Source organism: Rhodococcus sp. P4_C10 (genome assembly GCF_056402135.1).
The window spans coordinates 20700-41742 of the sequence record NZ_JBFUHZ010000044.1; the positions used below are offsets into that span (position 1 = coordinate 20700).

Genomic DNA, 21043 nt, shown 5'->3' on the forward strand with positions numbered 1-21043 from the left:
GCCACAGGTGTTTTCGGGCCAACTTCGACGCAGCCGGAAAATCTGTGGACGGCACCGGTCGCCGTTGCTACCGTCGTCGACATGGGCACACTCAATTCCTAGATCGGGACGCCGCGTCGAGCATGCTCCGCGGCGGGTCCTGAGCGCACCACCCCTCCCGACTCGGCGGGGTCGGTCGTGCGAGGACTCATTCCTCTCGATCACCCGGAAGCTTCCGGGGACAAGGACCGCACCCATGCCCGTCTCTCAGTTCTCCCTCCGTTCCGCGTCCAAGCGCTTCGGCGACCGCGTCGTCCTCGACGGCGTGGATCTGTCGATCTCGCCGGGCGAGAAGGTCGGTGTCGTCGGCGACAACGGTTCCGGCAAGTCGACCCTGCTCGCGCTGCTCGCCGGACGCACCCCTCCCGACAACGGTGAGGTCCGCGTCGTCGCACCGGGCGGCATCGCGCACGCCGCGCAGTCACTGGACCTGCCCGGCGGCGCGACCGTCCGGGCCGCGATCGACCACATCCTCCGCGACGTGCGCGCGCTCGAGGCACGTATCCGCGACGTTGAACAGCGCCTCTCCCTTGCCGCCCCGGACGAACTGGATGCGCTGCTCACCGAATACACGTCGGCCACAGTCCTTTTCGAGAGCATGGACGGGTACACCGTCGACGATCGGGTCGACAGCGGCCTGCACGCCCTCGGCCTGCCGGGCCTCGACCGGTCTCGCCGCCTCGGCACGCTCTCGGGCGGGGAACAGGCCCGCCTGGCGCTCGCCACGAGCCTGGCCTCGAACGCCGAACTGCTGCTGCTCGACGAACCCACGAACGACATCGACGACACGGCCGTCGAGTGGCTCGAGGAACGCCTGCTCACCCACCGCGGCACGGTCGTGACGGTGACCCACGACCGCGCGTTTCTGGCGCGCCTGACGCCGGTGATCCTGGCGGTGGCCGAGCGCGGAGTGCGGCGCTACGGCAACGGCTACGACGGATACCTTGCGGCGCAGGCCGACGAGCGCCGGAAGCGGTTGCAGCAGTACGAGGAGTGGCGGTCCGAACTCGTGCGCAACGCACGACTCGTCGCGGCGAATGCGTCGCGGCTCGAGGCGATCCCCCGCAGGCAGGAGAAGGCCGGGTTCGGCCACGGGGCGTTCCGGGCCCGGGGCCGCGACCACGGCGCGATGGGACGGATCCGCAACGCCAAGGAGAGGATCGAACGACTCACACGCAATGCCGTAGCGCCACCACCGGATCCGCTGCGGTTAACCGCCTCCCTGTCCGCACAGGTCCCGCGATCGCCCGACGGCCCACTGGTGCGACTGCACGACGTGCGCGTCGGCTCCCGGCTGACGGTCCCCGAACTCGAAATACCGGCCGGGGGTCGACTCCTGGTGACCGGCCCGAACGGCGCCGGCAAGACGACGCTGTTGAGGGTGATCGCGAGCGAGATCGTGCCCGACAGCGGCGAGGTGTGTGCACCGGCCCACGTCGGGTTCCTGCGGCAGTCCGGCGGTACGTGGCCCGCGGCGGTGACGCTCTCGGAGGCCTTCGCCGCGCGGCGGCCCGGCTGCTGCCCGGACGACGCTGCCGCGGAACTGCTCTCGCTCGGCCTGTTCCGCCCCGACGACCTGCATCGGCCGCTCGCGGAACTGTCCTTCGGGCAGCGCCGGCGGCTCGAGGTGGCGCTGCTGGCCACCTCGGGCGCCGAACTGCTGCTGCTGGACGAGCCCACAAATCACCTGTCGCCGGCGCTGGTCGAGGAACTCGAAGAGGCCCTCGACTCGTTCGCGGGCACCGTCGTCCTGGTGACCCACGACAGGCGGATGCGCCGACGGTTCCGCGGCGAGGTCCTCCCCCTCGGAGGTGCGGCCGGCAGGGGGAGTGGGGGGACCTAGCCCGGTTCGGGTTGCGTCGAAGTTGGCCCGAAAACACCTGTGGCGGTGGTCGAGTCCGAAGACCCGCCCACCGCCACGCGGCTGGCCGGCCTCAGCCGGGCAGCGGGATCACCACACCCGGAAGGATCTCCACCGTCCGCGGACCGGCAGGCGGGGGCGGCGGGACGATGACGGGCGGCACCACCGGCGGCGGCACCACCGGAATCTCCAGGACCGGGGCGGGCGCGGGCGTGGGGGGTGGCGCCACCGCGGCCGGGGCGCCTGCGCTCATGCCCGCGTTCGCATTCGCATTCGCGTTCGCGTTCGCATTCGTCGAACCGCCGGACCCGCTGCCCGAATTGGCGGGCACCCCGGCCTGGCCGCCGATCGGCTTCGGCCATGGGAAGGACTCCCAGTCGGTGTCGTCGAGCGCCCCGTCCATCGTCCCCTTCCAGATGTCCGACGGCAGCCCCGACCCGTAGACGGAGCCGCCCCATCTGGTCACGATGGCCTGCGGCTGCGCGCCACCCACCCACACCGCGGTGGACAGCGACGGCGTGTAGCCGACCATCCAGGCGTCCTTGTTCTGCCCGGTGTCACCGAACTGAGCGGTGCCCGTCTTCGCCGCCGACGGTCGCCCACCGGCCAACGCGTGCCCGTTGGAGTACGACGCGATCGGCAACATGGCCTGGGTGACGTTGTCCGCGACCGCCGGGTCGATCCGCTGCTCGCCCGGGTCCGGCGCACGGTCGAGCAGCACCCGGCCGTCGGCGGTGACCACCCGCTGCACGAAGTGCGGTGCCCGGTACACCCCCGACGCGGCGAGCGTGGCGTACGCAGACGCCATGTCGATCGGACGAGTCTGATACTGCCCCAACACGATTCCGTCCTCCGGCGGACCCCCGTCCTGGCTCAGGGTGGGGCCCTCGAGGCCGGGGATCTGCATCGGGATGCCGGCCCGGTGCGCGACATCGGCGATCCGCTCCGGGCCGTTCTCCAAGGACCGGGTCATCCGGTAGAAGCTGGTGTTGAGCGACTGCTTGAGCGCCTGCGCGATGGTGCAGGTCCCGCAGCTTTCGCCGGCGACGTTGGTGATCTCCACCCGGCCGACGGTGAGCGGGGCGCTGTTGTACATCGTCTGCAGCCCCTGGCCGTTCTCGAGCAGCGCGGCGAGGCCGAACACCTTGAACGACGACCCCGTCTGCAGCGGCGCCTGCGCGTAGTCGAAGCCCGCACCGTCCGCGCCGCCGTAGTACGCCCGGACCCCGCCGGTCCGTGGGTCCACCGAGACCACCGCGGCCCGCAGCTCGGGTGGCTCGCCGTCCATCGTGGTCGCCACCGCGTCGAGCGCCGCGGCCTGCGCGGTCGCGTCGATGGTGGTGGTGATCTGCAGACCCTCCGTGTTGAGTTCCTGCTCGCTGATCCCCGACGCGGCCAGTTCCTCGAGCACCTGGGCGCGGATCAGCCCCTCCGGTCCCCGTGCCGCGTTGGCGTCGACGAGTTGTGCGAGCGGCACCACCACCGGGAACTCGGTCGCCGCCCGGTCCGACGCGCTCAGCGCGCCGAGGCCCACCATCCCGTCGAGCACGTAGTTCCACCGCGACTCCAGCCCGGCCCGATTGGTCTCCGGGTCCAGTCGGGACGGACTCTGGATCACCGACGCCAGCACCGCGCCCTCGGCGACGGTCAGCTCCCCGACGGGTTTGTCGAAGAACGCCTTGGACGCGGCGGCGATGCCGTACGCGCCACGACCGAAGTAGATGGTGTTGAGGTACGCGGCGAGGATGTCGTCCTTGGACCACTGGCGCGCCATCTTCGAGGAGATCACCAGCTCACGCATCTTGCGGACCAGGTTCCGGTCGGCTCCCACCAGGGTGTTCTTCACGTACTGCTGGGTGATGGTGGAGCCGCCGCCCGCACTGGCCTTGCCGAGGACGTTGTCGCGGGCCGCCCGTACGAAGCCGGACACCGAGAAGCCGGGATTGGAGTAGAAGTCGCGGTCCTCCGCGGAGAGCACCGCAGTCCGCACGTGCTCGGGGATGTCGGTCAGCTCGACCTCGGTCCTGTTGCCTTCCGGCGGGACGACTTTCGTGATGGTCGAGCCGTCGGTGGCGAGAATGGTCGCCACCTGGTTGGTGCGCATGTCGGCCGGCCGGGGCACCACCGCCAGGCCGTACCCGATGGCGAACGCGGCGGCAGGGAGGACGACCAACAGCAGCACCGCCGCCACCGCGGACCACATCAGCAGTCTGCGGCGCCTCCCGCCCGGCGGGGGAGTGGGCTCGTCGCCCGGCCCGTCCGGGGGTCGACCCGAGCCTCCACCCGGGGAGTCTCCGCCCGGCGGCTGAGCACCCGGCGGCTGAGCACCGGGGGAATGCGCGCCTGGAGGCTGACCGCCCGGGGGCCGAGCACCCGGGGGACCCGGAGGCCGTCCACCCGGCGGCTGACCGGCCGGCGGGCGCCCGCGCAGGGGCGGGCCACCTGGGGGAGGCCCACCTCGTGCGCCCGGAGGTCGCACACCGGGGGGACGACCACCTGGGAGCTGAGCACCTGGTGCGCCCGGAGGGCGTCCTCCCTGCGGCTGACCCCCCGGGGGACGACCGCTCGGAGGCTGAGCACCCGGGGGACGCCCGCTTTGGGACTGCTCGCCCGGAGGACGGCCACCCGATGTCCCCGGGGGCGAATCACGCTGCCCCGATTGGGGCACGACTCGATGCGCACCTGGGGGCGACCCGCGCTGCGCACCCGGAGGCGACCCGCGCTGCGCACCTGGGGGCGACCCGCCCGACGGACCGTCGCCGCCCGGGGTGTCCGGGGGCGGCTGGTGATGTTCCGAGGTCTCGTCGGGGGGGGAGCTCACATTCAGTCTCCTGGTGTCAGGAAATGATGCTTCGTCTTCGCATCCTCACACCACCAGCCCGGACAATCCACCCAGACACGCACCCAGACGCGACCGAGTCCGTCAGGTGCGATTCCGTGCGCGCACCGCCAGCGCCAGCGCCACCACCAGACCCAGCAGCACCAGCGACGGCGTCGCCCCCGGCTCCCCGCGTACGATTCCGACCACCACCGCGAGGAACGTCATCACGGTGAAGAAACCGAGCAGCCCGATCAGCATCTCGAGCTGCTGGCGCCGGCGCGCCCGGTTCACGACCCGACGCCGGTCACGACTTGACGCCGCCCGCGGTCAGGCCCGAGACGATCCGGCGCTGGAACAGCAGCACCATGATCACCAACGGGATCGTCACCAGGGTGCCCGCGGCCATGATCGCCGCGTACGGCTGCTCCCACGAGTTGGCCCCGGCGAAGCGTGCGATCGCGACCGTGACCGGCTCGGTGGCCTCCGTCGACAACAGGCTGGCCAGCATGAATTCGTTCCAGGTGGCGATGAACGCGAGGATCGCGGTGGTGAACAGCGCGGGCGCGGCCAGCGGCATGATCACCAGCCGGAAGGCCTGGCCCCGGGAGGCGCCGTCGATACGGGCCGCCTCCTCGAGCTCCCACGGCAGGTCCGAGAGGAACGAGGTGAGCGTGTAGATGGTCAGCGGCAGCACGAACGAGATGTTCGGGATGATCAGCGCCTGGTACTGGCCGATCCAGCCGAGGTTGCCGAACAGCTGGAACAGCGGGGTCACCAGCGCGACGGTGGGGAACATCGAGGCGCCGAGGATGATCCCGGTGACCAGGTACTTGCCGCGGAACTCGATGCGCGCCAGCGCGTACGCAGTGAAGACACCGAGCAGCAGGCCGACCGCGGTGGTGGCCGCGCCGATGATCAGGCTGTTGACGATCGCGCCGAGGAAGTCGTTGCCCTTGTCGGTGGCCAGGGCCGCCCGGAAGTTGTCCAGGGTCAGCGTCGTCGGCCACGGCGAGGTGTCGAAGGTGTCGGCGACCGGCCGCAGCGCGGTGACCACCATCCAGTAGAACGGGGCCAGGCCCCACAACAGGATCACGATCACGCCGAGGTAGGTGCGTGCCGCCGGGGCGACCCGGCCCCGCCTACGCACGCGCGCCGGTTCGTCGCTGGGCTTGACGGGCGACTTCGCACGCTCGTCGCCGATGTTGACGGGCGACTTCGCACGCTCGTCGCTGCGGTGCCGTCCCGCCATCACGACTTGGCTCCCTTGCGCTGCTCGTCCTGGGTGCGCACCGCGTTGGCACCGAGGAACTTCACCATGATGTAGGCGACCGCAAAGATCGCCAGGAAGATCAGCGTCGACAACGCCGACGCGCTCTGCAGGTTGCCCTGACGGATGTCGGCGATCGCCAGGATCGACCACGTCGTGGTCGGGGTCCCGCCGGAGGTGCCCGCGAGGATCGCCGGCAGGTCGTACATGCGCAGCACGTCGAGGGTGCGGAAGAGCACCGCGACCATCAGCGCCGGCTTGACCAGCGGCAGCGTGATCGACTTGAACCGCTGCCAGGCGGTCGCACCGTCCACCCGGGCGGCCTCGTAGACGTCCTGCGGGATCATCTGCAGGCCCGCGAGGATCAGCAACGCCATGAACGGCGTCGTCTTCCACACGTCCGCGACGATCACCGCGAACCGCGAGGCCCACGGGTCGGTGGTCCAGGCGATGGAGGTGCCGAGCAGGCTGTTCGCGACGCCGTTCTCGGCGAAGATGAAGAACCACAGCTTCGCGGTGACCGCGGTGGGGATCGCCCACGGGATCAGCACGCTGGCACGCAGCAGCGAGCGGCCGAAGAAGTTGCGGCCCATGATCGTCGCCATCCACAGCCCGAGGAGCACCTCGATGGACACGGTGACGACGGCGAAGAAGAAGGTGACCCCGACGGACGGCCAGAAGTCCGCGCCGAGGGTGCCGGGCGGGCAGGTGCCCGCACCGGATCCGCAGTTGCCCGTCAACCACATCAGGTAGTGGTCGAACCCGGCGAACCCGCCCTCCACGAAGCGTCCGGTGTCCGGGTCGACGCCCTTGTTCTTCTGGAAGGACAGGTAGATCGCCTGCAGCACCGGGTAGACGATGACGACGGCCAGGATCACCATCGTCGGGGCGATGAGCCACACCGCCCGCAGGTCGCGCTTCCGCTTGGGTGCGGGGGGCACGCCGTCGGGCGTCGGGGGGTCCACGACGGGGACGCCGCGGCCGGAGTCGATCACTCCGGCCGGATTTACCTGGTCCTCGTCTCGAAAGCGGTCTGCCGAACCGGATGGTGCCGGCCGGGTGTTACTTGGCGGCCTGCACGATGGCGGCGGACATGTTGGCGGTCGCCTCGTCGACGGTCGCCTTGCCGGTGAGCGCGGCGGTCGCGTTGTCCTGGATGGCCTTCGAGATCGCGCTGTAGTACGGGGTGACCGGACGCGGCTTGGCGTTCTCGAGTGCGGACTTGAGCGCGGGCAGGTACGGGTACTTCGCGACCAGCGCCGGGTTGTCGTACACGGACTTCAGCACCGGCGGGAACGAGGCGTCCGCGAAGGACATCTGGTTCTCCTCGTTCTGGATGAAGGCGATGAAGTCACGCGCGGTGGCCTTGTTCTTCGAGTACACGTTGATGCCGTCGTTGTAGCCACCGACGGTGGACGCGCCGGCACCCGCCGGGCCGACGATCGGCGCGACGCCGACCTTGCCCTTCACCGCGGAGCCCTCTTCCTCGGCGTTGGTGTACATGTACGGCCAGTTGTAGGCGTACATCGACTCGCCGCCGACGAAGGCCAGGTTGGTCTCCTCCTCGGTGAAGCTGGTGGAGCGCTTGGCGATCTGACCGCCGGTGTAGGCGTCGACCATCGCCTGCAGGCCGGCCTTGGCCTGCGGGGACTCGACCTCGGGGGTCTTGCCGTCCGCTCCGACGACCGCGCCGCCCCAGGAGTTGATGAACTGGGTGCTGTTGACGGTCAGGCCCTCGTACTGCTTGAGCTGGGTGACCAGGCAGTCCTGGACGCCCTTCTCGGTGGCGACCGCGCAGCTGTCGGTCAGCGCCTTCCAGTCCGCGGGGGCGGCCGGGGCCAGGTCCGTGCGGTAGTAGAGCAGCTGGGCGTTGGTGTTCTGGGGGCCGGCGTAGACCTTGCCGCGGTAGGTGGCGGACTCGACGGTCGCGGGCAGCAGGCCGGAGGTGTCGAGGGCGAGCGAGCCCTCGAGCGGCTGCAGCCAGCCGTTGGCCGCGAACTCCGCGGTCCACACCACGTCCAGGGCCATCACGTCGTAGTCGGCGTTGCCGGCCTCGAGCGACTGGACCAGCTTGTTGCGCTGGTCGTCGGCCTCACCGGGGAGCTCCTTGAGCTCGACCTTCTCGTCCGGGTGGGCGGCGTTCCACTTCTCGATCACCGGCTGCAGCTTGTCGGTGTCGTTCTTGCCCATCGCGAACGAGATCGCGCCGCGACCGTCCAGGTTCTGGCCTGCGGCCTCGTCGACGTTGCCGCCGCCACCGCCGTCGCTGCTCGAACATCCGGTCAGCGCGAGCAGTGCCACGGCCGAAGCCGCCACCGCAATCCGCGAACGCGTCTTGAAAGAACGCATGGTCCACCTTTCGAAAGAGACGATCTACGGCCGTTGCCGGGCGCGAGCTCCACCGGACCGAGGCATATGTCGTCGCCTACTTTGGCACGGGGCGAGGGTGATTTCCCTCATTACCCCCGCACTGGATCGGTCAGGCTCACCCCAGCCGGCAGCCGTCAGCTGCCGAGAACAGGTGCACCGCCGACGGGTCGACATGCAGCCTGACCAGCGCACCCTTCGCCGGCGGGCGACGCCAGTCGGCCCGGGCGACGATTTCCTGACCCACCCCGGCCAGGCTGGTGCGGCCGTAGATGTAGGCATCGGAACCGAGCTCCTCGACCACGTCCACCTCCATCGGCAGGCCCCGGTCTGCCAACTCGAGGTGCTCGGGCCGCACACCCAGCACCACCTCGGTGCCGGTGGCGCCGGCCAGGGTGTCGCGGGGCACCGGGATCACGGTGTCACCGAGCAGCACCCCGCCGTCGGTAATCGGCAGCGTGAACAGGTTCATCGACGGCGAACCCATGAAGCCGGCCACGAACACGTTGGCCGGGCGCGAGTACAGCTCCCGCGGGGACGCGCACTGCTGCAGGACGCCGTCCTTGAGCACGGCGACGCGGTCACCCATCGTCATGGCCTCGACCTGGTCGTGGGTGACGTACACGGTGGTGGTGCCGAGGCGACGCTGCAGCTGCGCGATCTGGGCGCGGGTCTGCACGCGGAGCTTGGCGTCGAGGTTGGACAGCGGCTCGTCCATCAGGAACACCTGGGGCTGCCGGACGATCGCCCGGCCCATCGCGACGCGCTGCCGCTGGCCGCCGGAGAGCGCCTTGGGCTTGCGGTCCAGGTACGGCGAGAGGTCCAGCAGCTTCGCGGTCTCCTCCACCCGCTGCCGGATCTCCTGCTTGGGCATCTTCGCGAGCTTGAGCGCGAAGCCCATGTTCTCGGCGACGGACATGTGCGGGTACAGCGCGTAGTTCTGGAACACCATCGCGATGTCGCGGTCCTTCGGCTCCGACCCGGTGACGTCGCGGTCGCCGATCAGGATGCGCCCGGAGTGCACCTCCTCGAGGCCGGCGAGCATCCGCAGCGAAGTGGACTTGCCGCACCCGGACGGCCCGACCAGCACGAGGAACTCGCCGTCCTCGATGTGCAGTTCCAGCCGGTTCACCGCGGGGGAGTCCGATCCGGGGAACAGGCAGGTGGTGGAGTCGTAGGTGACTGTCGCCATGGGTGTTCGTCGATCCCTTCACCGGCTTCGAACGTGCCGGACGATCCGAGTAGAGGGGTGGTGCGCGGCACAGTATCGCAGAGCCGCCCCTTCACCGGCGGCGCACAGGTTCTGTCGTCGACGCACACCCTTCGCCGTGCAATGTGGGCACGCCGAAAACAAAAGCGGTGCGCGACGAGGAAGGACGCGCCGGTCGGCCGCCGAACCCGAGGCGACCGTACCTACTTCGGACTACCGTTGACCGTGGCTTCGTCAGTCAGTGCCTTCCTTTCACACGAGGAGTACGCATGACCGTTCCCGTGCGCATCGGCGTCCAGCTCCAGCCGCAGCACGCCCCCGACTACGCACTGATCCGGGACGCGGTGCTGCGGGCCGAGGACATCGGCGTCGACATCGTCTTCAACTGGGACCACTTCTACCCGCTGGTCCGGGACCCCGACGGCGCCCACTTCGAGTGCTGGACGATGCTCGGGGCCTGGGCCGAGCAGACCGAGCGGGTGGAGATCGGCGCGTTGGTCTCCGGCGGCGGCTACCGGAACCCGGACCTGTTGGCGGACATGGCCCGAACCGTCGACCACATCAGCGGCGGCCGGCTGATCCTCGGCATCGGCGGTGGCTGGTTCAAGAAGGACTACGACCAGTACGGCTACGAGTTCGGCACCGCGGGAACACGTTTGCGGCTGCTGGGGGAGAACCTGGCGAGGATCACCACCCGGCTCGGGGAGCTGAACCCCGCGCCCACCCGGCCGATCCCGATCCTGATCGGCGGCGGCGGCGAGCGCAAGACGCTGCGACTGGTGGCCGAGTACGCCGACGTGTGGCACAGCTTCGCGAACCTCGACGCCCTCGTCCACAAGTCGCAGGTGCTGGCCGGGCACTGCGGCGACGTCGGCCGCGACCCCGGCCGGATCGCCCGGTCCGTGCCCTGGCCCGGGACCGAGACCGCGCAGGCCTTCGTCGACGCCGGGGTCACCCTGTTCACGGCGAGCGCCAGCGGACCCGACTTCGATCTGGACACCCTCGCCGAGGCGGTGCGCTGGCGCGACGAGCGGATGCCCGAGCCGCTCGCGGGACTGGCCTGAACTCCGGTCCCGTGAGGCTCACCTCCGTGTCCGGGTCTCGTGCGGTGAGGGCGTGGGTCCTCACGCTGCTGGCGATGCTGTTGGCGGTCGTCGCGGTCGGCTGCGGCCGGACCAGTACGCCGACGGACCTCTGCTCGCCGCCCGGCGTCGGTGCCGCCGCCGCGGCACCGACCAACCTCGACACCGCCGCCGCGTCGGCCGCCGAGGACCGCTACACCACGCCGACCACGAAGCCACTGGACCAGATCGACGTGAACGCGCTCGGCCTGATCACCCCCGGCAAGATCAGCGTCGGCACCCTCTCCGACGCGCCGCCGAGCATCTGCGTCGACTCGTCGGGCACCTTCACCGGCTTCGACAACGAACTGCTGCGCGCCATCGCCGACAAGCTGGGCCTGCAGGTCGAGTTCTCCGGCACCGAGTTCGCCGGGCTGCTCTCCCAGGTGGCGAACAACCGCTTCGACGTCGGCTCGTCCTCGATCACCACCACCGACGACCGACGCCGCACCGTCGGGTTCACCAACGGCTACGACTTCGGCTACTTCTCGCTGGTGACGCGCAACGACAGCCCGGTGAAGGGCTTCGCCGACCTCGACGCCGGCACCAGGATCGGCGTCGTGCAGGGCACCGTGCAGGACGACTACGTCGTCAACACCCTGGGCCTCGACCCGGTGAAGTTCCCGGACTACAACACCGCGTACGCGAACTTGAAGTCCGGGCAGATCGACGCCTGGGTGGCGCCGTCACAGCAGGCCGAGGGCGCGATCAAGCCCGGCGACCCGACGTCGATCGTGCAGAACACCTTCAGCCTCAACAACTACGTGGGCTGGGCGGTGAACAAGAACAACCAGGCGCTGGTCGACGCCCTCAACTCCGGCCTGGACGCCGTCATCGCCGACGGCACCTGGTCGCGGCTCTACTCCGAGTGGGTGCCGCGCCAGCTGCCCGAGGGCTGGAAGCCGGGCAGCAAGGCCGCGCCCGAGCCGCAGCTGCCCGACTTCGCGGCACTGGCGGCGGAGAAGGCGCCGGAGGGCAGCACCGAGCAGGCCCAGCAGAAGTCGACGCTGGCCCAGCTGGGCGAGACCTTCTTCGACTGGGAGCTGTACCGGCGGGCGATCCCCGACCTGCTGACCACGGGACTGCCCAACACGGTGATCCTCGCGCTGACCTCCGGCGTGGTCGGCACCGTGCTCGGCATGCTGCTCGCCATCGCCGGCATCTCCCGGACCCGGTGGCTGCGCTGGCCGGCCCGCGTCTACACCGACGTCTTCCGCGGCCTGCCGGCGGTGGTCATCATCCTGATCGTCGGGCTCGGGGTGGGGCCGGTGGTCAAGGGGCTGACCGGGAACAACCCGTACTGGCTCGGCGCCGCGGCGCTGTCCCTGCTCGCGGCCGCGTACATCGGCGAGATCTTCCGCTCCGGCATCCAGAGCGTGGAGCCGGGCCAACTGGAGGCCGCCCGGGCCATCGGCTTCAGCCACCGGCGGGCGATGAACCTGGTGGTGATCCCGCAGGGCGTCCGCCGCGTCCTGCCGGCGCTGATGAACCAGTTCATCTCGCTGATCAAGGACTCCTCCCTCATCTACTTCCTCGGCCTGCTGGCCACCCAGCGCGAACTGTTCGCGGTGGGACGAGATCTCAACGCGCAGACCGGAAACCTGTCGCCGCTGGTGGCGGCCGGCCTGTTCTACCTGGCCCTGACGATTCCGCTGACGCACCTGGTGAACTACATCGACAAGCGCCTGCGGACCGGCAAGGCCGACACCTCGGGCACGCTCGACCCGCTCGAGCAGGCCATCGTCGTGGAGAGGGGGTAGGCGATGACCGCACCCGCGGCCTCCGGATCGCTCACCGGCACCGGGCTGCACCTGTCGTTCGGCAAGAACAAGGTGCTCCGCGGGGTGGACGTCCACGTCGACGCCGGCGGCACCACCTCGGTGATCGGGCCGTCCGGCTCCGGAAAGTCGACGCTGCTGCGGGTGCTCAACCGCCTGCACGAGCCCGACCAGGGCGACATCCTGCTCGACGGACGGTCGGTGCTCGGCGACAACCCGGACGCGCTGCGACAACGAATCGGCATGGTGTTCCAGCACTTCAACCTCTTCCCGCACCGGACCGTGCTCGACAACGTCGCGCTCGGTCCGCGCAAACTCCGTGGGCTGTCCAAGGAGGAGGCCCGCGCGGCCGCGGTCGAGCAGCTCGAACTGGTCGGGCTGGCGCACAAGGCGCAGTCCCGGCCGGCCAACCTGTCCGGCGGGCAGCAGCAGCGGGTCGCGATCGCCCGGGCGCTGGCGATGAAGCCGGAGATCATGTTCTTCGACGAGGCCACCTCCGCGCTGGACCCGGAACTGGTCAAGGGGGTACTGGCGCTGATGGCCGACCTGGCCTCCAGCGGCATGTCGATGATCGTGGTCACCCACGAGATGGGTTTCGCCCGTTCGGTTTCCGACACCGTGACGTTCATGGACCAGGGCGTGGTGGTGGAGACCGGGAAACCGGACGCACTGTTCGACGACCCGCAGACCGACCGCCTGCAGGCGTTCCTGTCGCAGGTGCTCTGAGGGCTGCGTGAGACGCCCCGGGGTTAGGGTGACCTCGTTGTCCCGCTGTTTACTTTGCCTTCTCTTTGCCCTCGCTTGCGGCTTCTACGGTCACCGGAGTTGACCCTCCGACCGGGAAGTTCCACGTGAAACTCAAGCCCCTCGCCCTGTTCGTCAGCCACGACGGAAAGTCGTCCCGGGCGTCGATCACCTGCCGGTACAAGTGCGGCGACGCGTGCTCGCATGCGGTGCCCAACACCTCGGGCGGCGAGTACTTCGGCGACATCGTGCGCACCGCGATGTCGCGGCGCGGCATGCTCAAGTCGGGTGCGGTCGCAGTGCTCGCGGTCGGTGCCGGCGGCGCGCTGACGGCCTGCGCCGACGACTCAGGCAGCGGCGTCGCCGACGCATCCACGACGACGGCGGGCAGCGGCGGCGCCCCGACCGGCACCGCCTTCGCCCCTGTCGCCCCGAACACCCAGGACGCCGTCGTGGTCCCGGCCGGCTACGAGCAGGCCGTCGTGATCCGCTGGGGTGACGCGGTACTGCCCGGCGCCCCGGCGTTCGACTTCGAGAAGCAGGGCCCGCAGGCCCAGGAGATGCAGTTCGGCTTCAACAACGACTTCGCCGGGCTGCTGCCGGTCGACGGCCAACCCCACGCCTACCTGCTGGTGGTCAACCACGAGTACACGACCGAGCCGTTCATGTTCAAGGCCTACGACCCGGAGAACCCCACCGTCGAGCAGTTCCAGACCGCCCTCGCCGCGCACGGCATGTCCGTCGTCCAGGTCAAGGGTGCACCCGGAACCGGTTCACTGACACCGGAATTCGGACCGAACAACCGACGGATCACCGCGAACTCCGAGTTCCTGGTGACCGGGCCGGCCGCGGGCAGCGAATTCCTGATGACCTCGGCCGACCCCACCGGCACCCGGGTCCTCGGCACCCTCAACAACTGTTCCGGCGGGATCACCCCCTGGGGGACAGTGCTTTCCGGCGAGGAGAACTTCAACCAGTACTTCGCGAACGCCGAACTGGTCACCGACCCCACGGTCTCGGCCCGACTGAAGCGGTACGGCGTCGAGGGCGGCGCCAGCGAGCGCAAGTGGGAGCGTTTCGATCGCCGCTTCGACCTCGCGCAGGAACCGAACGAGGTGAACCGCTTCGGCTACGTCGTCGAGGTCGACCCGTGGGACCCGAAGTCCACCCCGATCAAGCACACCGCGATGGGCCGGTTCAAGCACGAGGCAGCGACCATCCACGTCACCGGCGACGGGACCGTGGTGGCCTACAGCGGCGACGACGAGCGCTTCGACTACATGTACAAGTTCGTCTCCGCGCGAAAGATGATGCAGGGCAACGGCCAGGCCAGCATGCGCCACAACCTGACCCTGCTCGACGCCGGCACCCTGTACGTCGCGCAGCTCAGCGGCGACGAACCCGCGAAGGTGGACGGCTCCGGGACGCTGCCCGCGGGCAGCCGGTTCGCGGGTACCGGTAAGTGGATCCCGTTGCTGCGCACCAACGTCGACGGTCGCGCCGAGTCGCTGGTGCCGGGCATGTCCGCCGCCGAGGTGGCGGTGTTCACCCGGCAGGCCGGGGACAAGGTCGGCGCCACCAAGATGGACCGCCCCGAGGACTTCGAGCCCAACCCGAAGACCGGCAAGGTGTACGTGGCGCTGACCAACAACAGCAAGCGCGGCACCGAGGGCAAGGCCCCCGCCGACGCCCCGAACCCGCGCAACAACAACAAGAACGGTCAGGTCCTCGAGCTCGAGGACGACCACGCCGGCACCTCGTTCACCTGGAACCTGCTGCTGGTGTGCGGCGACCCGGCCGCCGCGGACACCTACTTCGGCGGCTTCGACAAGTCCCAGGTCAGCCCGATCTCGTGCCCGGACAACCTGGCCTTCGACCCCTACGGCAACCTGTGGATCTCCACCGACGGCAACGCCCTGAAGTCCAACGACGGCCTGTTCAGCGTCGTCCTCGACGGCGATCGCCGCGGCGAGACCAAGCAGTTCCTCACCGTGCCCAAGGGGGGCGAGACGTGCGGGCCGATCGTCGACGAGTCGCGCGTCGTGGTGTGTGTGCAGCACCCGGGCGAGCTGGACGGCGCGAGCGCCGACGCCCCGGCCTCGCACTGGCCGGACGGCGGCGACAGCCAGCCGCGGCCCTCGGTGGTGGCGGTGTGGAAGTCCGGCGGCGGACGGATCGGCACGTAGCGCCGCCCACCTAGAATCGCCGGGATGAGCACCCTCAGCGCCACCCCGTCCCTGCGGCCGCGGCGGCTACTGGTCGCCGCGGCCGTCGCGGTGCTGGTCGCCCTCGGCCTGCGCCGGGCCGTGACCCGGTTCCGGACCGACGAGGCGCTCAGCCGCGCCGAGTGGGTCGCCGACGGCGTCGGGCCGGACGACCTGGCCGGCTGACCGGTCAGCTGCTCCCGAAGAGGCTGTTCGAGTACAACCCGATGGGGCCCATCGAGCCGCTGTAGAAGTTGAGGTCGACGTTCCCGTTGACCCCGGCGATCCGGCCGGTGCTGGTGTACTGCCAGAACGCCCAGTTGCGCCAGCCGCCGGGCAGCGGGCCGGGCGCGTTCTGGCCGTTGTAGTCGGCGATCCACAGCGGGTAGTTGGAGAACTCGGCGGTGTTCGCCATCGCCGTGCGCCAGAAGTGGGGATACGTGTAGATGATCGGCTGGCGCCCGGTGATCGCCTGGACCGTGTTCAGGTAGCGGTGCGTCCAGTCGATGACCGCGGCAGGCGGCAGGCCCTTGGCGTCCTCGAGGTCCAGCACCGGCGGCAGCCCGCCCGGGCCGTTGACGGCGACCGCAGTCGTCGCGAAGTAGGACGCCTGCGCCTCGGGGGAGAGCCGCACGTCGGCGTAGTGGTAGGCGCCCCGGGCGATGCCGGCCGCTCGCATGCCCAGGGCGTCCTGCACGAAGTACGGGTTGATGTAACCGAGGCCCTCTGTGGCCTTCACCATCGCGAACTCGTGGCCCGCCCCGCGGACCGCGAACCAGTCGATCCCGGACCCGCCCGGGTGCTGCCACGACGCCACATCGGGGCCGTTCACCGGGTTCGCGTTGACCACACCGGGTGCCGCGAACGCCATCACACCGGCGAGCAGCACCGGCGCCAGACGGGCCACGGTTCGGACACGAGCTCGGCTCTTCGGTGTCATGATCCGAGACTAAACCGTGACGTGACGTTCGGCACGGTATCGAGCGGACCCGTTCCGGGTCCCGACACGAACCCGGTCAGCCCAGCCAGTCCAGGACCGCCGCGGCCGTCCACGACTGCTGCATGCTGCCGAGCGGTTCGCCGGTGAAGGGTTCGTAGTACTCGGCGAAGCTGCCGTCGCTGGCCTGCCGCAGCCCCTCCGCGCGCAGGTGCCGGGACCGCTCGGCCCAGCCCCGACGGGCGAAGGCCCAGGAGAACAGCCACGTCATCACCGGCCACACCGGGCCGCGCCAGTACTCCCGGGACCGGAAGTCGCCGGAGACCGGCGACGTCGACGGCGGCACCGCGAACCGCAGGTCCGGGTGTCCCGAGAACCGCGGGCCCTCGAAGGTCCGCAGCAGCGCACGTTCCGCGTCGCGGCCGAGCCCACCGCAGAGCAGCGGCGCGAACATCGCCAGGGTCTCGGTGCCGATCCACCGCCCGGTCCGCAGGTCGTGGTCGCGCGCGGCGCCGGTGCGCGGGTCCGCGGTCGCCACCACGCCGTTACGAAACCGTGCCGACCACTCGTGCAGGTCTCGGACGTCGGACTTCGGCGCCGCGTGCTCCTCGCCGATGGTGGCCAGGACGTCGCAGGCGAGGGCGAACACGGCGCTGACGAACACGTCCTCGACGGCGAAGCTCATTGCCGACACCAGCCCGGCGTCGTCGTAGCGGGCCTGCTTCATCTCCTCGAGCAGCCACAGGTAGCGGTCGTACTCGGCGTTGCTGGGCCGCTGCGACGGGTCCGTGACCACGTCGGTGTCCGCCCGGCGGTAGGGCGGGACGGGTCCGGGCACCACGTTCGCGTAGGCGGCGTCCCACCGCGGCGAGTTGTCCATCCCGGACTCCCACCCGTGGTAGAGCGTGATCCGGCCGACGCCCGCCGGGTCACGGGACTCGGCCAGCCAACGGTGCCAGCGCACCAGGTCGGTCCAGCGACGGTCCAGGAACTCCTCGGCCACCGCCCGGGTGCTGCGGCCGTGCCTGCGCGAGTGGTCGAGGATCCGCTGCACCGCGATCGCGTGCACGGGTGGCTGGGTGATCCCCGAGGTCCGCACGCCCGGCGGCGCCGCGGAGGCGAGGTCGGTGCAGGCCCAACGGTCGGGGCCGGGGAAGTAGCCGTCGACGCCCTCGGCGAAGACGATGTGCGGGATCATCCCGTTGTGCCACTGCGCCGAGAGCAGCGTGTCGAGTTCGACGACGGCGCGTTCAACACTGAGCGGGGCCAGCCCGACCGCGACGAAGGCGGCGTCCCAGCTCCACATGTGCGGGTACAGCCGCGGCGCGGCGCTGGTCATCGTCCCGAGGTCGTTGCCGCGCAGCAGGTAGGCGGCCCGGGCCGAGAGTTGGGTCGGGGTGAATCCGGGGTCGGCCATCCACCCAGTCTGCGACCACACACGAAAGTTCGCCCGCCGGACGCGCTGCCGGGCGGGTCTGTCGGGGGTCCGGCTCCTGTCACCCGCCGGACGTGGCCGGGGTCAGCCGGCGCGACGCAGCTCGTCGGTGCTGCGGAACACCAGCCGGCCGTTGTCGAGTTGGATGGCCCACCGACGGGCCAGCGCCCAGTCCCGCCCGTAGTCGGCTCCCTCGACCAGAGTGGCCGCGAAGTCGTCGACGATGACGCCGGGCTCGTCCTTGGACGCTTTCCCGCTCGGACCGGGATCCGCGCTGGTCAGCACCTTGTCTCCGACCGCGAGGGCCGGCTCGGCCTTGCCTGCGGCAGTCTTCGGGGCGCCGCCCTTGCCGGTGTCCGTCGTGCCCTCTGATTTGGCCCCCGAGGCCTTGCTTCCGTTGTCGGTCTTCATGCTCGCGACACTTCCTTCCTTCATAGGCCGTTCCGGGCGGAAGGTTGGTCGCCGGCCGCTCGGAACGTCGAGATGGCACGAGATGCGTAACTAGAATGTAGCCGACGATGCTGGTGTCGGCCGATCTCGGCGGTCGCCCCCTCTCCGGTCCGCCCCGCACTCGTGCGGGCCCCAGATGTCGGTCAATGCCGCTCCCGGCGCTGGCCACGGCCACGCCCAGGCGCGTCGGAGAATGCAGGCATTTGTGATGCACATCTCACCGCAGGGTCCAGTGTATGGACATCCCGCGCCCGCACGCAGTCGATCGACCGGTCGACTCGCCGAGACGTCGCCGCACTCGCGGACACCCTGCGGATGTCGGTGGGTCTGCTTATCGTCAGGAGAATGAGCCCACCCACCACCACGACCGCGATGATCAGTGTCAGGGGACTCGCGCGCACCTTCCAGACCAAGACCGGCCCCGTGCAGGCGGTCAAGGGCATCGACTTCGAGGTGCGTCCGGGTGAGATCCTGGGCCTGCTCGGCCCGAACGGGGCCGGCAAGACCACCACGCTGCGGATGATCAGCACGCTCATCGAGCCGACCGCCGGGGATGCCGTCGTGTCAGGGGCCGACCTGCGCCGAGACCCACGCCTGGTCCGGTCCCGGATCGGGTACGTCGCGCAGGGCGGCTCCACGAACGACGAGGAACTCGTCATCGAGGAACTGGTGCTGCAGGCTCGGCTGTTCGGGCTGAGCAAACGTCAGGCGATCGCGAACGCGGAGTCGCTGCTGACCACGCTGGACCTCGACGGCCTCGGCGGGCGCAAGTGCAAGCAACTCTCCGGCGGCCAACGCCGGCGGGTGGACATCGCGCTGGGCCTGGTGCACCAGCCCAACCTCATCTACCTCGACGAGCCGACCACCGGTCTGGACCCGCAGAGCCGGGCCAACCTGTGGGACCACATCCGGTCGCTGCAGGCCGCCGGCACCACCATCGTGCTGACCACCCACTACCTCGACGAGGCCGACGCCCTGTGCGACCGGATCCTGGTGATGGACCACGGCGAGATCGTCGCCGAGGGCACCCCCGACGAGCTCAAGCGCCGCATCTCCGGCGATGTGATCAGCCTCGAGATCGGGGCCGAGGACGCCGCCCGCGCGGTGCAGGTGGCGGCCGACACCCTCGAGCTGCGCTCCCAGTTCACCGAGGGGCACCTGGTGCACCTCACGGTGGAGAAGGGCGACGCCGCCGTGGTGCCGCTGCTGCACGCGCTGCAGGCCGCCGGGATCGTGCCCGGCTCGCTCACCGTCAAACGCCCCAGCCTCGACGACGTGTTCCTCACCGTCACGGGCCGCTCGCTCCGGGATGGAGACCAGCCATGAGATTTCTCGACGAGACCGGCCTGATCTTCTGGGCCCACCTGCGCTCGAACCTGCGCAACCCGCTGTGGGTGCTGATCGGGCTGAGTCAGCCGGTGCTGTACCTGGTGCTGTTCGGCCCGCTGCTCGAGGGCGTCGGCGCCGGCCTCGGCGCGGGCACCGACCCGTGGCTGGTGTTCACTCCCGGCCTGATCATGCAGATCGGCCTGTTCGGCTCGATGTTCGTCGGCTTCGCCATGGTCTACGAACTGCGGGCGGGGATCATCGAACGGCAGCGCGTCACCCCGGCCAGCCGCGGTGCCCTGTTGCTCGGCCGGGTGCTCAAGGACATGGTGGTGCTGATGGTGCAGGCCACCATCCTGGTGCTGGTCGCGGTGGTGTTCTTCGATCTGCGGCCCAACGTGCTCGGTTTCGTGCTGACGCTGATCCTGGTCGCGATCATCGCGGCCGGCATGTCGTCGGCGTCGTACGCACTGGCGCTGGCGACCCGTTCCGAGGACTCGCTGGCCTCGGTGCTGAACATGGTGTCGGTGCCGCTGCTGCTGCTCTCCGGCATCCTGCTGCCGATGACGCTGGGACCGGGCTGGCTGCAGACCCTGGCCAGGCTGAACCCGCTCTCGCACACGGTCGACGCGGCCCGCGCACTCTTCCGCGGCGACTTCGGCTCCTCCGACGTCTATGTCGGGACCGCGATCACCCTCACCCTGGCACTGGTTCTGGGCCTGATCGGTGCCCGTACCTTCGCGAAGGAGAACGCCTGAGCGGTCGGCTGTGAGGTCCGACACCACCCTCCGATAACCTCGACAACATGCGACCGACTGCTTTGATCACCGGGGCCAGCCGCGGCCTCGGCTCCGCCATTGCCCGCGAGCTGGCCGCTGGCCACAACCTCCTGCTCGGCGCGCGCAAAGAGGACGCCCTGAAGGAGATCCTCACGGAGATCGAGGACGCGAAGCCGTTCCCGGCGGACCTGACCGACCACGCCGCGGTCGCCGAGGCCGTCAAGGGCATCGACCGGCTGGACGTGCTGGTGCACAACGCCGGCGTCGCCGACCTGGGCACCGTCGCGGACACTCCCGCCGAGGTGTGGCGGAACACCATGGAGGCCAACGTCATCGCGGTCGCGGAGCTGACCCGGCTGCTGCTGCCGGCGCTGCGCAAGGCGGGCGGCCACGTGGTGCTGATCAACTCCGGTGCGGGACTGCGCGCCAACGCCGGATGGGGTCCCTACGCCGCCAGCAAGTTCGCGCTCCGCGCGTTCGGCGACGCCCTCCGGCTCGAGGAGCCGAAAATTCGAGTCACCTCGATCCACCCGGGCCGGATCGCCACCGACATGCAGCGCGCGATCGTCGAGGGCGAGGGCGGGACGTTCGACGCGGACCAGTTCCTCTCCCCGGAGACCGTGGCCCGCGCCGTGCACGCCGCGATCGACACCGCACCCGACGGGCATCCCACCGAGATCGTGCTGCGGCCCACCGGGCGGTAG

The 21043-nt window shown here is 70.1% G+C and carries 19 protein-coding genes; 9 read left to right on the forward strand and 10 right to left on the reverse strand.

From position 1 onward, the window contains the following. Positions 1-235: 235 nt before the first annotated feature. On the forward strand, positions 236-1882 hold the full coding sequence (abc-f, locus tag AC1DWC_RS22075; RefSeq protein WP_477911497.1) for a ribosomal protection-like ABC-F family protein: 1647 nt from the start codon (positions 236-238) through the stop codon (positions 1880-1882). Between the two features lie 91 nt (positions 1883-1973). On the opposite strand, the gene AC1DWC_RS22080 is transcribed toward abc-f, so the two are convergent. The 7 genes from AC1DWC_RS22080 to AC1DWC_RS22110 all read right to left on the reverse strand — a co-directional run bounded on the left by AC1DWC_RS22080 (position 1974) and on the right by AC1DWC_RS22110 (position 9547). Continuing rightward, positions 1974-4103 (reverse strand): transglycosylase domain-containing protein, encoded by a 2130-nt coding sequence (locus AC1DWC_RS22080; protein WP_477911499.1) that lies wholly within the window; start codon positions 4101-4103, stop codon positions 1974-1976. After that, positions 4103-4525 (reverse strand): hypothetical protein, encoded by a 423-nt coding sequence (locus AC1DWC_RS22085; RefSeq protein ID WP_477911501.1) that lies wholly within the window; start codon positions 4523-4525, stop codon positions 4103-4105. The genes AC1DWC_RS22080 and AC1DWC_RS22085 overlap by 1 nt, the downstream gene beginning before the upstream one ends. Before the next feature lie 298 nt (positions 4526-4823). Continuing rightward, on the reverse strand, positions 4824-5012 hold the full coding sequence (locus AC1DWC_RS22090; RefSeq protein WP_477843600.1) for a hypothetical protein: 189 nt from the start codon (positions 5010-5012) through the stop codon (positions 4824-4826). Positions 5013-5025: 13 nt separating this feature from the next. After that, positions 5026-5970, reverse strand: coding sequence for a carbohydrate ABC transporter permease (locus AC1DWC_RS22095; protein WP_477911525.1), 945 nt, complete (start codon positions 5968-5970; stop codon positions 5026-5028). Next, positions 5970-6980 carry a carbohydrate ABC transporter permease gene (locus AC1DWC_RS22100; protein ID WP_477911527.1) on the reverse strand — a complete coding sequence of 337 codons (1011 nt, stop codon included), beginning with the start codon at positions 6978-6980 and terminating at the stop codon, positions 5970-5972. The genes AC1DWC_RS22095 and AC1DWC_RS22100 overlap by 1 nt, the downstream gene beginning before the upstream one ends. Positions 6981-7050: 70 nt before the next feature. Beyond that, the gene (locus tag AC1DWC_RS22105) at positions 7051-8337 is read right to left on the reverse strand and encodes an ABC transporter substrate-binding protein (protein ID WP_072846115.1); all 1287 of its coding nucleotides are present in this window, start codon (positions 8335-8337) and stop codon (positions 7051-7053) included. A 136-nt stretch (positions 8338-8473) separates the two neighbouring features. Then, a complete protein-coding gene (locus tag AC1DWC_RS22110; protein ID WP_477843606.1) occupies positions 8474-9547 on the reverse strand; it encodes an ABC transporter ATP-binding protein in 1074 nt (357 codons plus the stop codon). Between the two features lie 287 nt (positions 9548-9834). Between AC1DWC_RS22110 and AC1DWC_RS22115 the strand changes: the two genes are divergently transcribed. The 5 genes from AC1DWC_RS22115 (at position 9835) to AC1DWC_RS22135 (ending at position 15598) form a co-directional block, all read left to right on the forward strand. Beyond that, positions 9835-10629, forward strand: coding sequence for an LLM class F420-dependent oxidoreductase (locus AC1DWC_RS22115; RefSeq protein ID WP_477911503.1), 795 nt, complete (start codon positions 9835-9837; stop codon positions 10627-10629). Between the two features lie 74 nt (positions 10630-10703). Continuing rightward, positions 10704-12446 (forward strand): ABC transporter substrate-binding protein/permease, encoded by a 1743-nt coding sequence (locus AC1DWC_RS22120; RefSeq protein WP_477911529.1) that lies wholly within the window; start codon positions 10704-10706, stop codon positions 12444-12446. A gap of 3 nt (positions 12447-12449) precedes the next feature. Further along, positions 12450-13190 (forward strand): amino acid ABC transporter ATP-binding protein, encoded by a 741-nt coding sequence (locus AC1DWC_RS22125; protein ID WP_477911505.1) that lies wholly within the window; start codon positions 12450-12452, stop codon positions 13188-13190. Positions 13191-13315: 125 nt separating this feature from the next. After that, a complete protein-coding gene (locus tag AC1DWC_RS22130) occupies positions 13316-15394 on the forward strand; it encodes a PhoX family protein (RefSeq protein ID WP_477911507.1) in 2079 nt (692 codons plus the stop codon). A 24-nt stretch (positions 15395-15418) separates the two neighbouring features. Continuing rightward, positions 15419-15598 (forward strand): hypothetical protein, encoded by a 180-nt coding sequence (locus AC1DWC_RS22135; RefSeq protein ID WP_477911509.1) that lies wholly within the window; start codon positions 15419-15421, stop codon positions 15596-15598. Between the two features lie 4 nt (positions 15599-15602). On the opposite strand, the gene AC1DWC_RS22140 is transcribed toward AC1DWC_RS22135, so the two are convergent. The 3 genes from AC1DWC_RS22140 to AC1DWC_RS22150 all read right to left on the reverse strand — a co-directional run bounded on the left by AC1DWC_RS22140 (position 15603) and on the right by AC1DWC_RS22150 (position 18195). After that, positions 15603-16352, reverse strand: coding sequence for a glycoside hydrolase family 25 protein (locus AC1DWC_RS22140; protein ID WP_477843617.1), 750 nt, complete (start codon positions 16350-16352; stop codon positions 15603-15605). A gap of 76 nt (positions 16353-16428) precedes the next feature. Further along, positions 16429-17766: a glucosylglycerate hydrolase gene (ggh, locus tag AC1DWC_RS22145; protein ID WP_477911511.1), complete on the reverse strand. Its 1338-nt coding sequence runs from the start codon at positions 17764-17766 to the stop codon at positions 16429-16431. Positions 17767-17868: 102 nt separating this feature from the next. Further along, positions 17869-18195, reverse strand: a complete 327-nt coding sequence (locus AC1DWC_RS22150; protein ID WP_477911513.1) for a hypothetical protein — start codon at positions 18193-18195, stop codon at positions 17869-17871. Positions 18196-18579: 384 nt separating this feature from the next. Here AC1DWC_RS22150 and AC1DWC_RS22155 point away from each other — a divergent pair, with 384 nt between their 5' ends. From AC1DWC_RS22155 to AC1DWC_RS22165, 3 genes are read left to right on the forward strand one after another with little or no spacing between them, the layout of a single operon-like run. Further along, positions 18580-19560, forward strand: a complete 981-nt coding sequence (locus AC1DWC_RS22155) for an ATP-binding cassette domain-containing protein (protein ID WP_477911515.1) — start codon at positions 18580-18582, stop codon at positions 19558-19560. Next, positions 19557-20318: an ABC transporter permease gene (locus AC1DWC_RS22160; RefSeq protein WP_072846125.1), complete on the forward strand. Its 762-nt coding sequence runs from the start codon at positions 19557-19559 to the stop codon at positions 20316-20318. The genes AC1DWC_RS22155 and AC1DWC_RS22160 overlap by 4 nt, the downstream gene beginning before the upstream one ends. Positions 20319-20365: 47 nt before the next feature. Then, positions 20366-21043 (forward strand): SDR family oxidoreductase, encoded by a 678-nt coding sequence (locus AC1DWC_RS22165; protein ID WP_477911517.1) that lies wholly within the window; start codon positions 20366-20368, stop codon positions 21041-21043.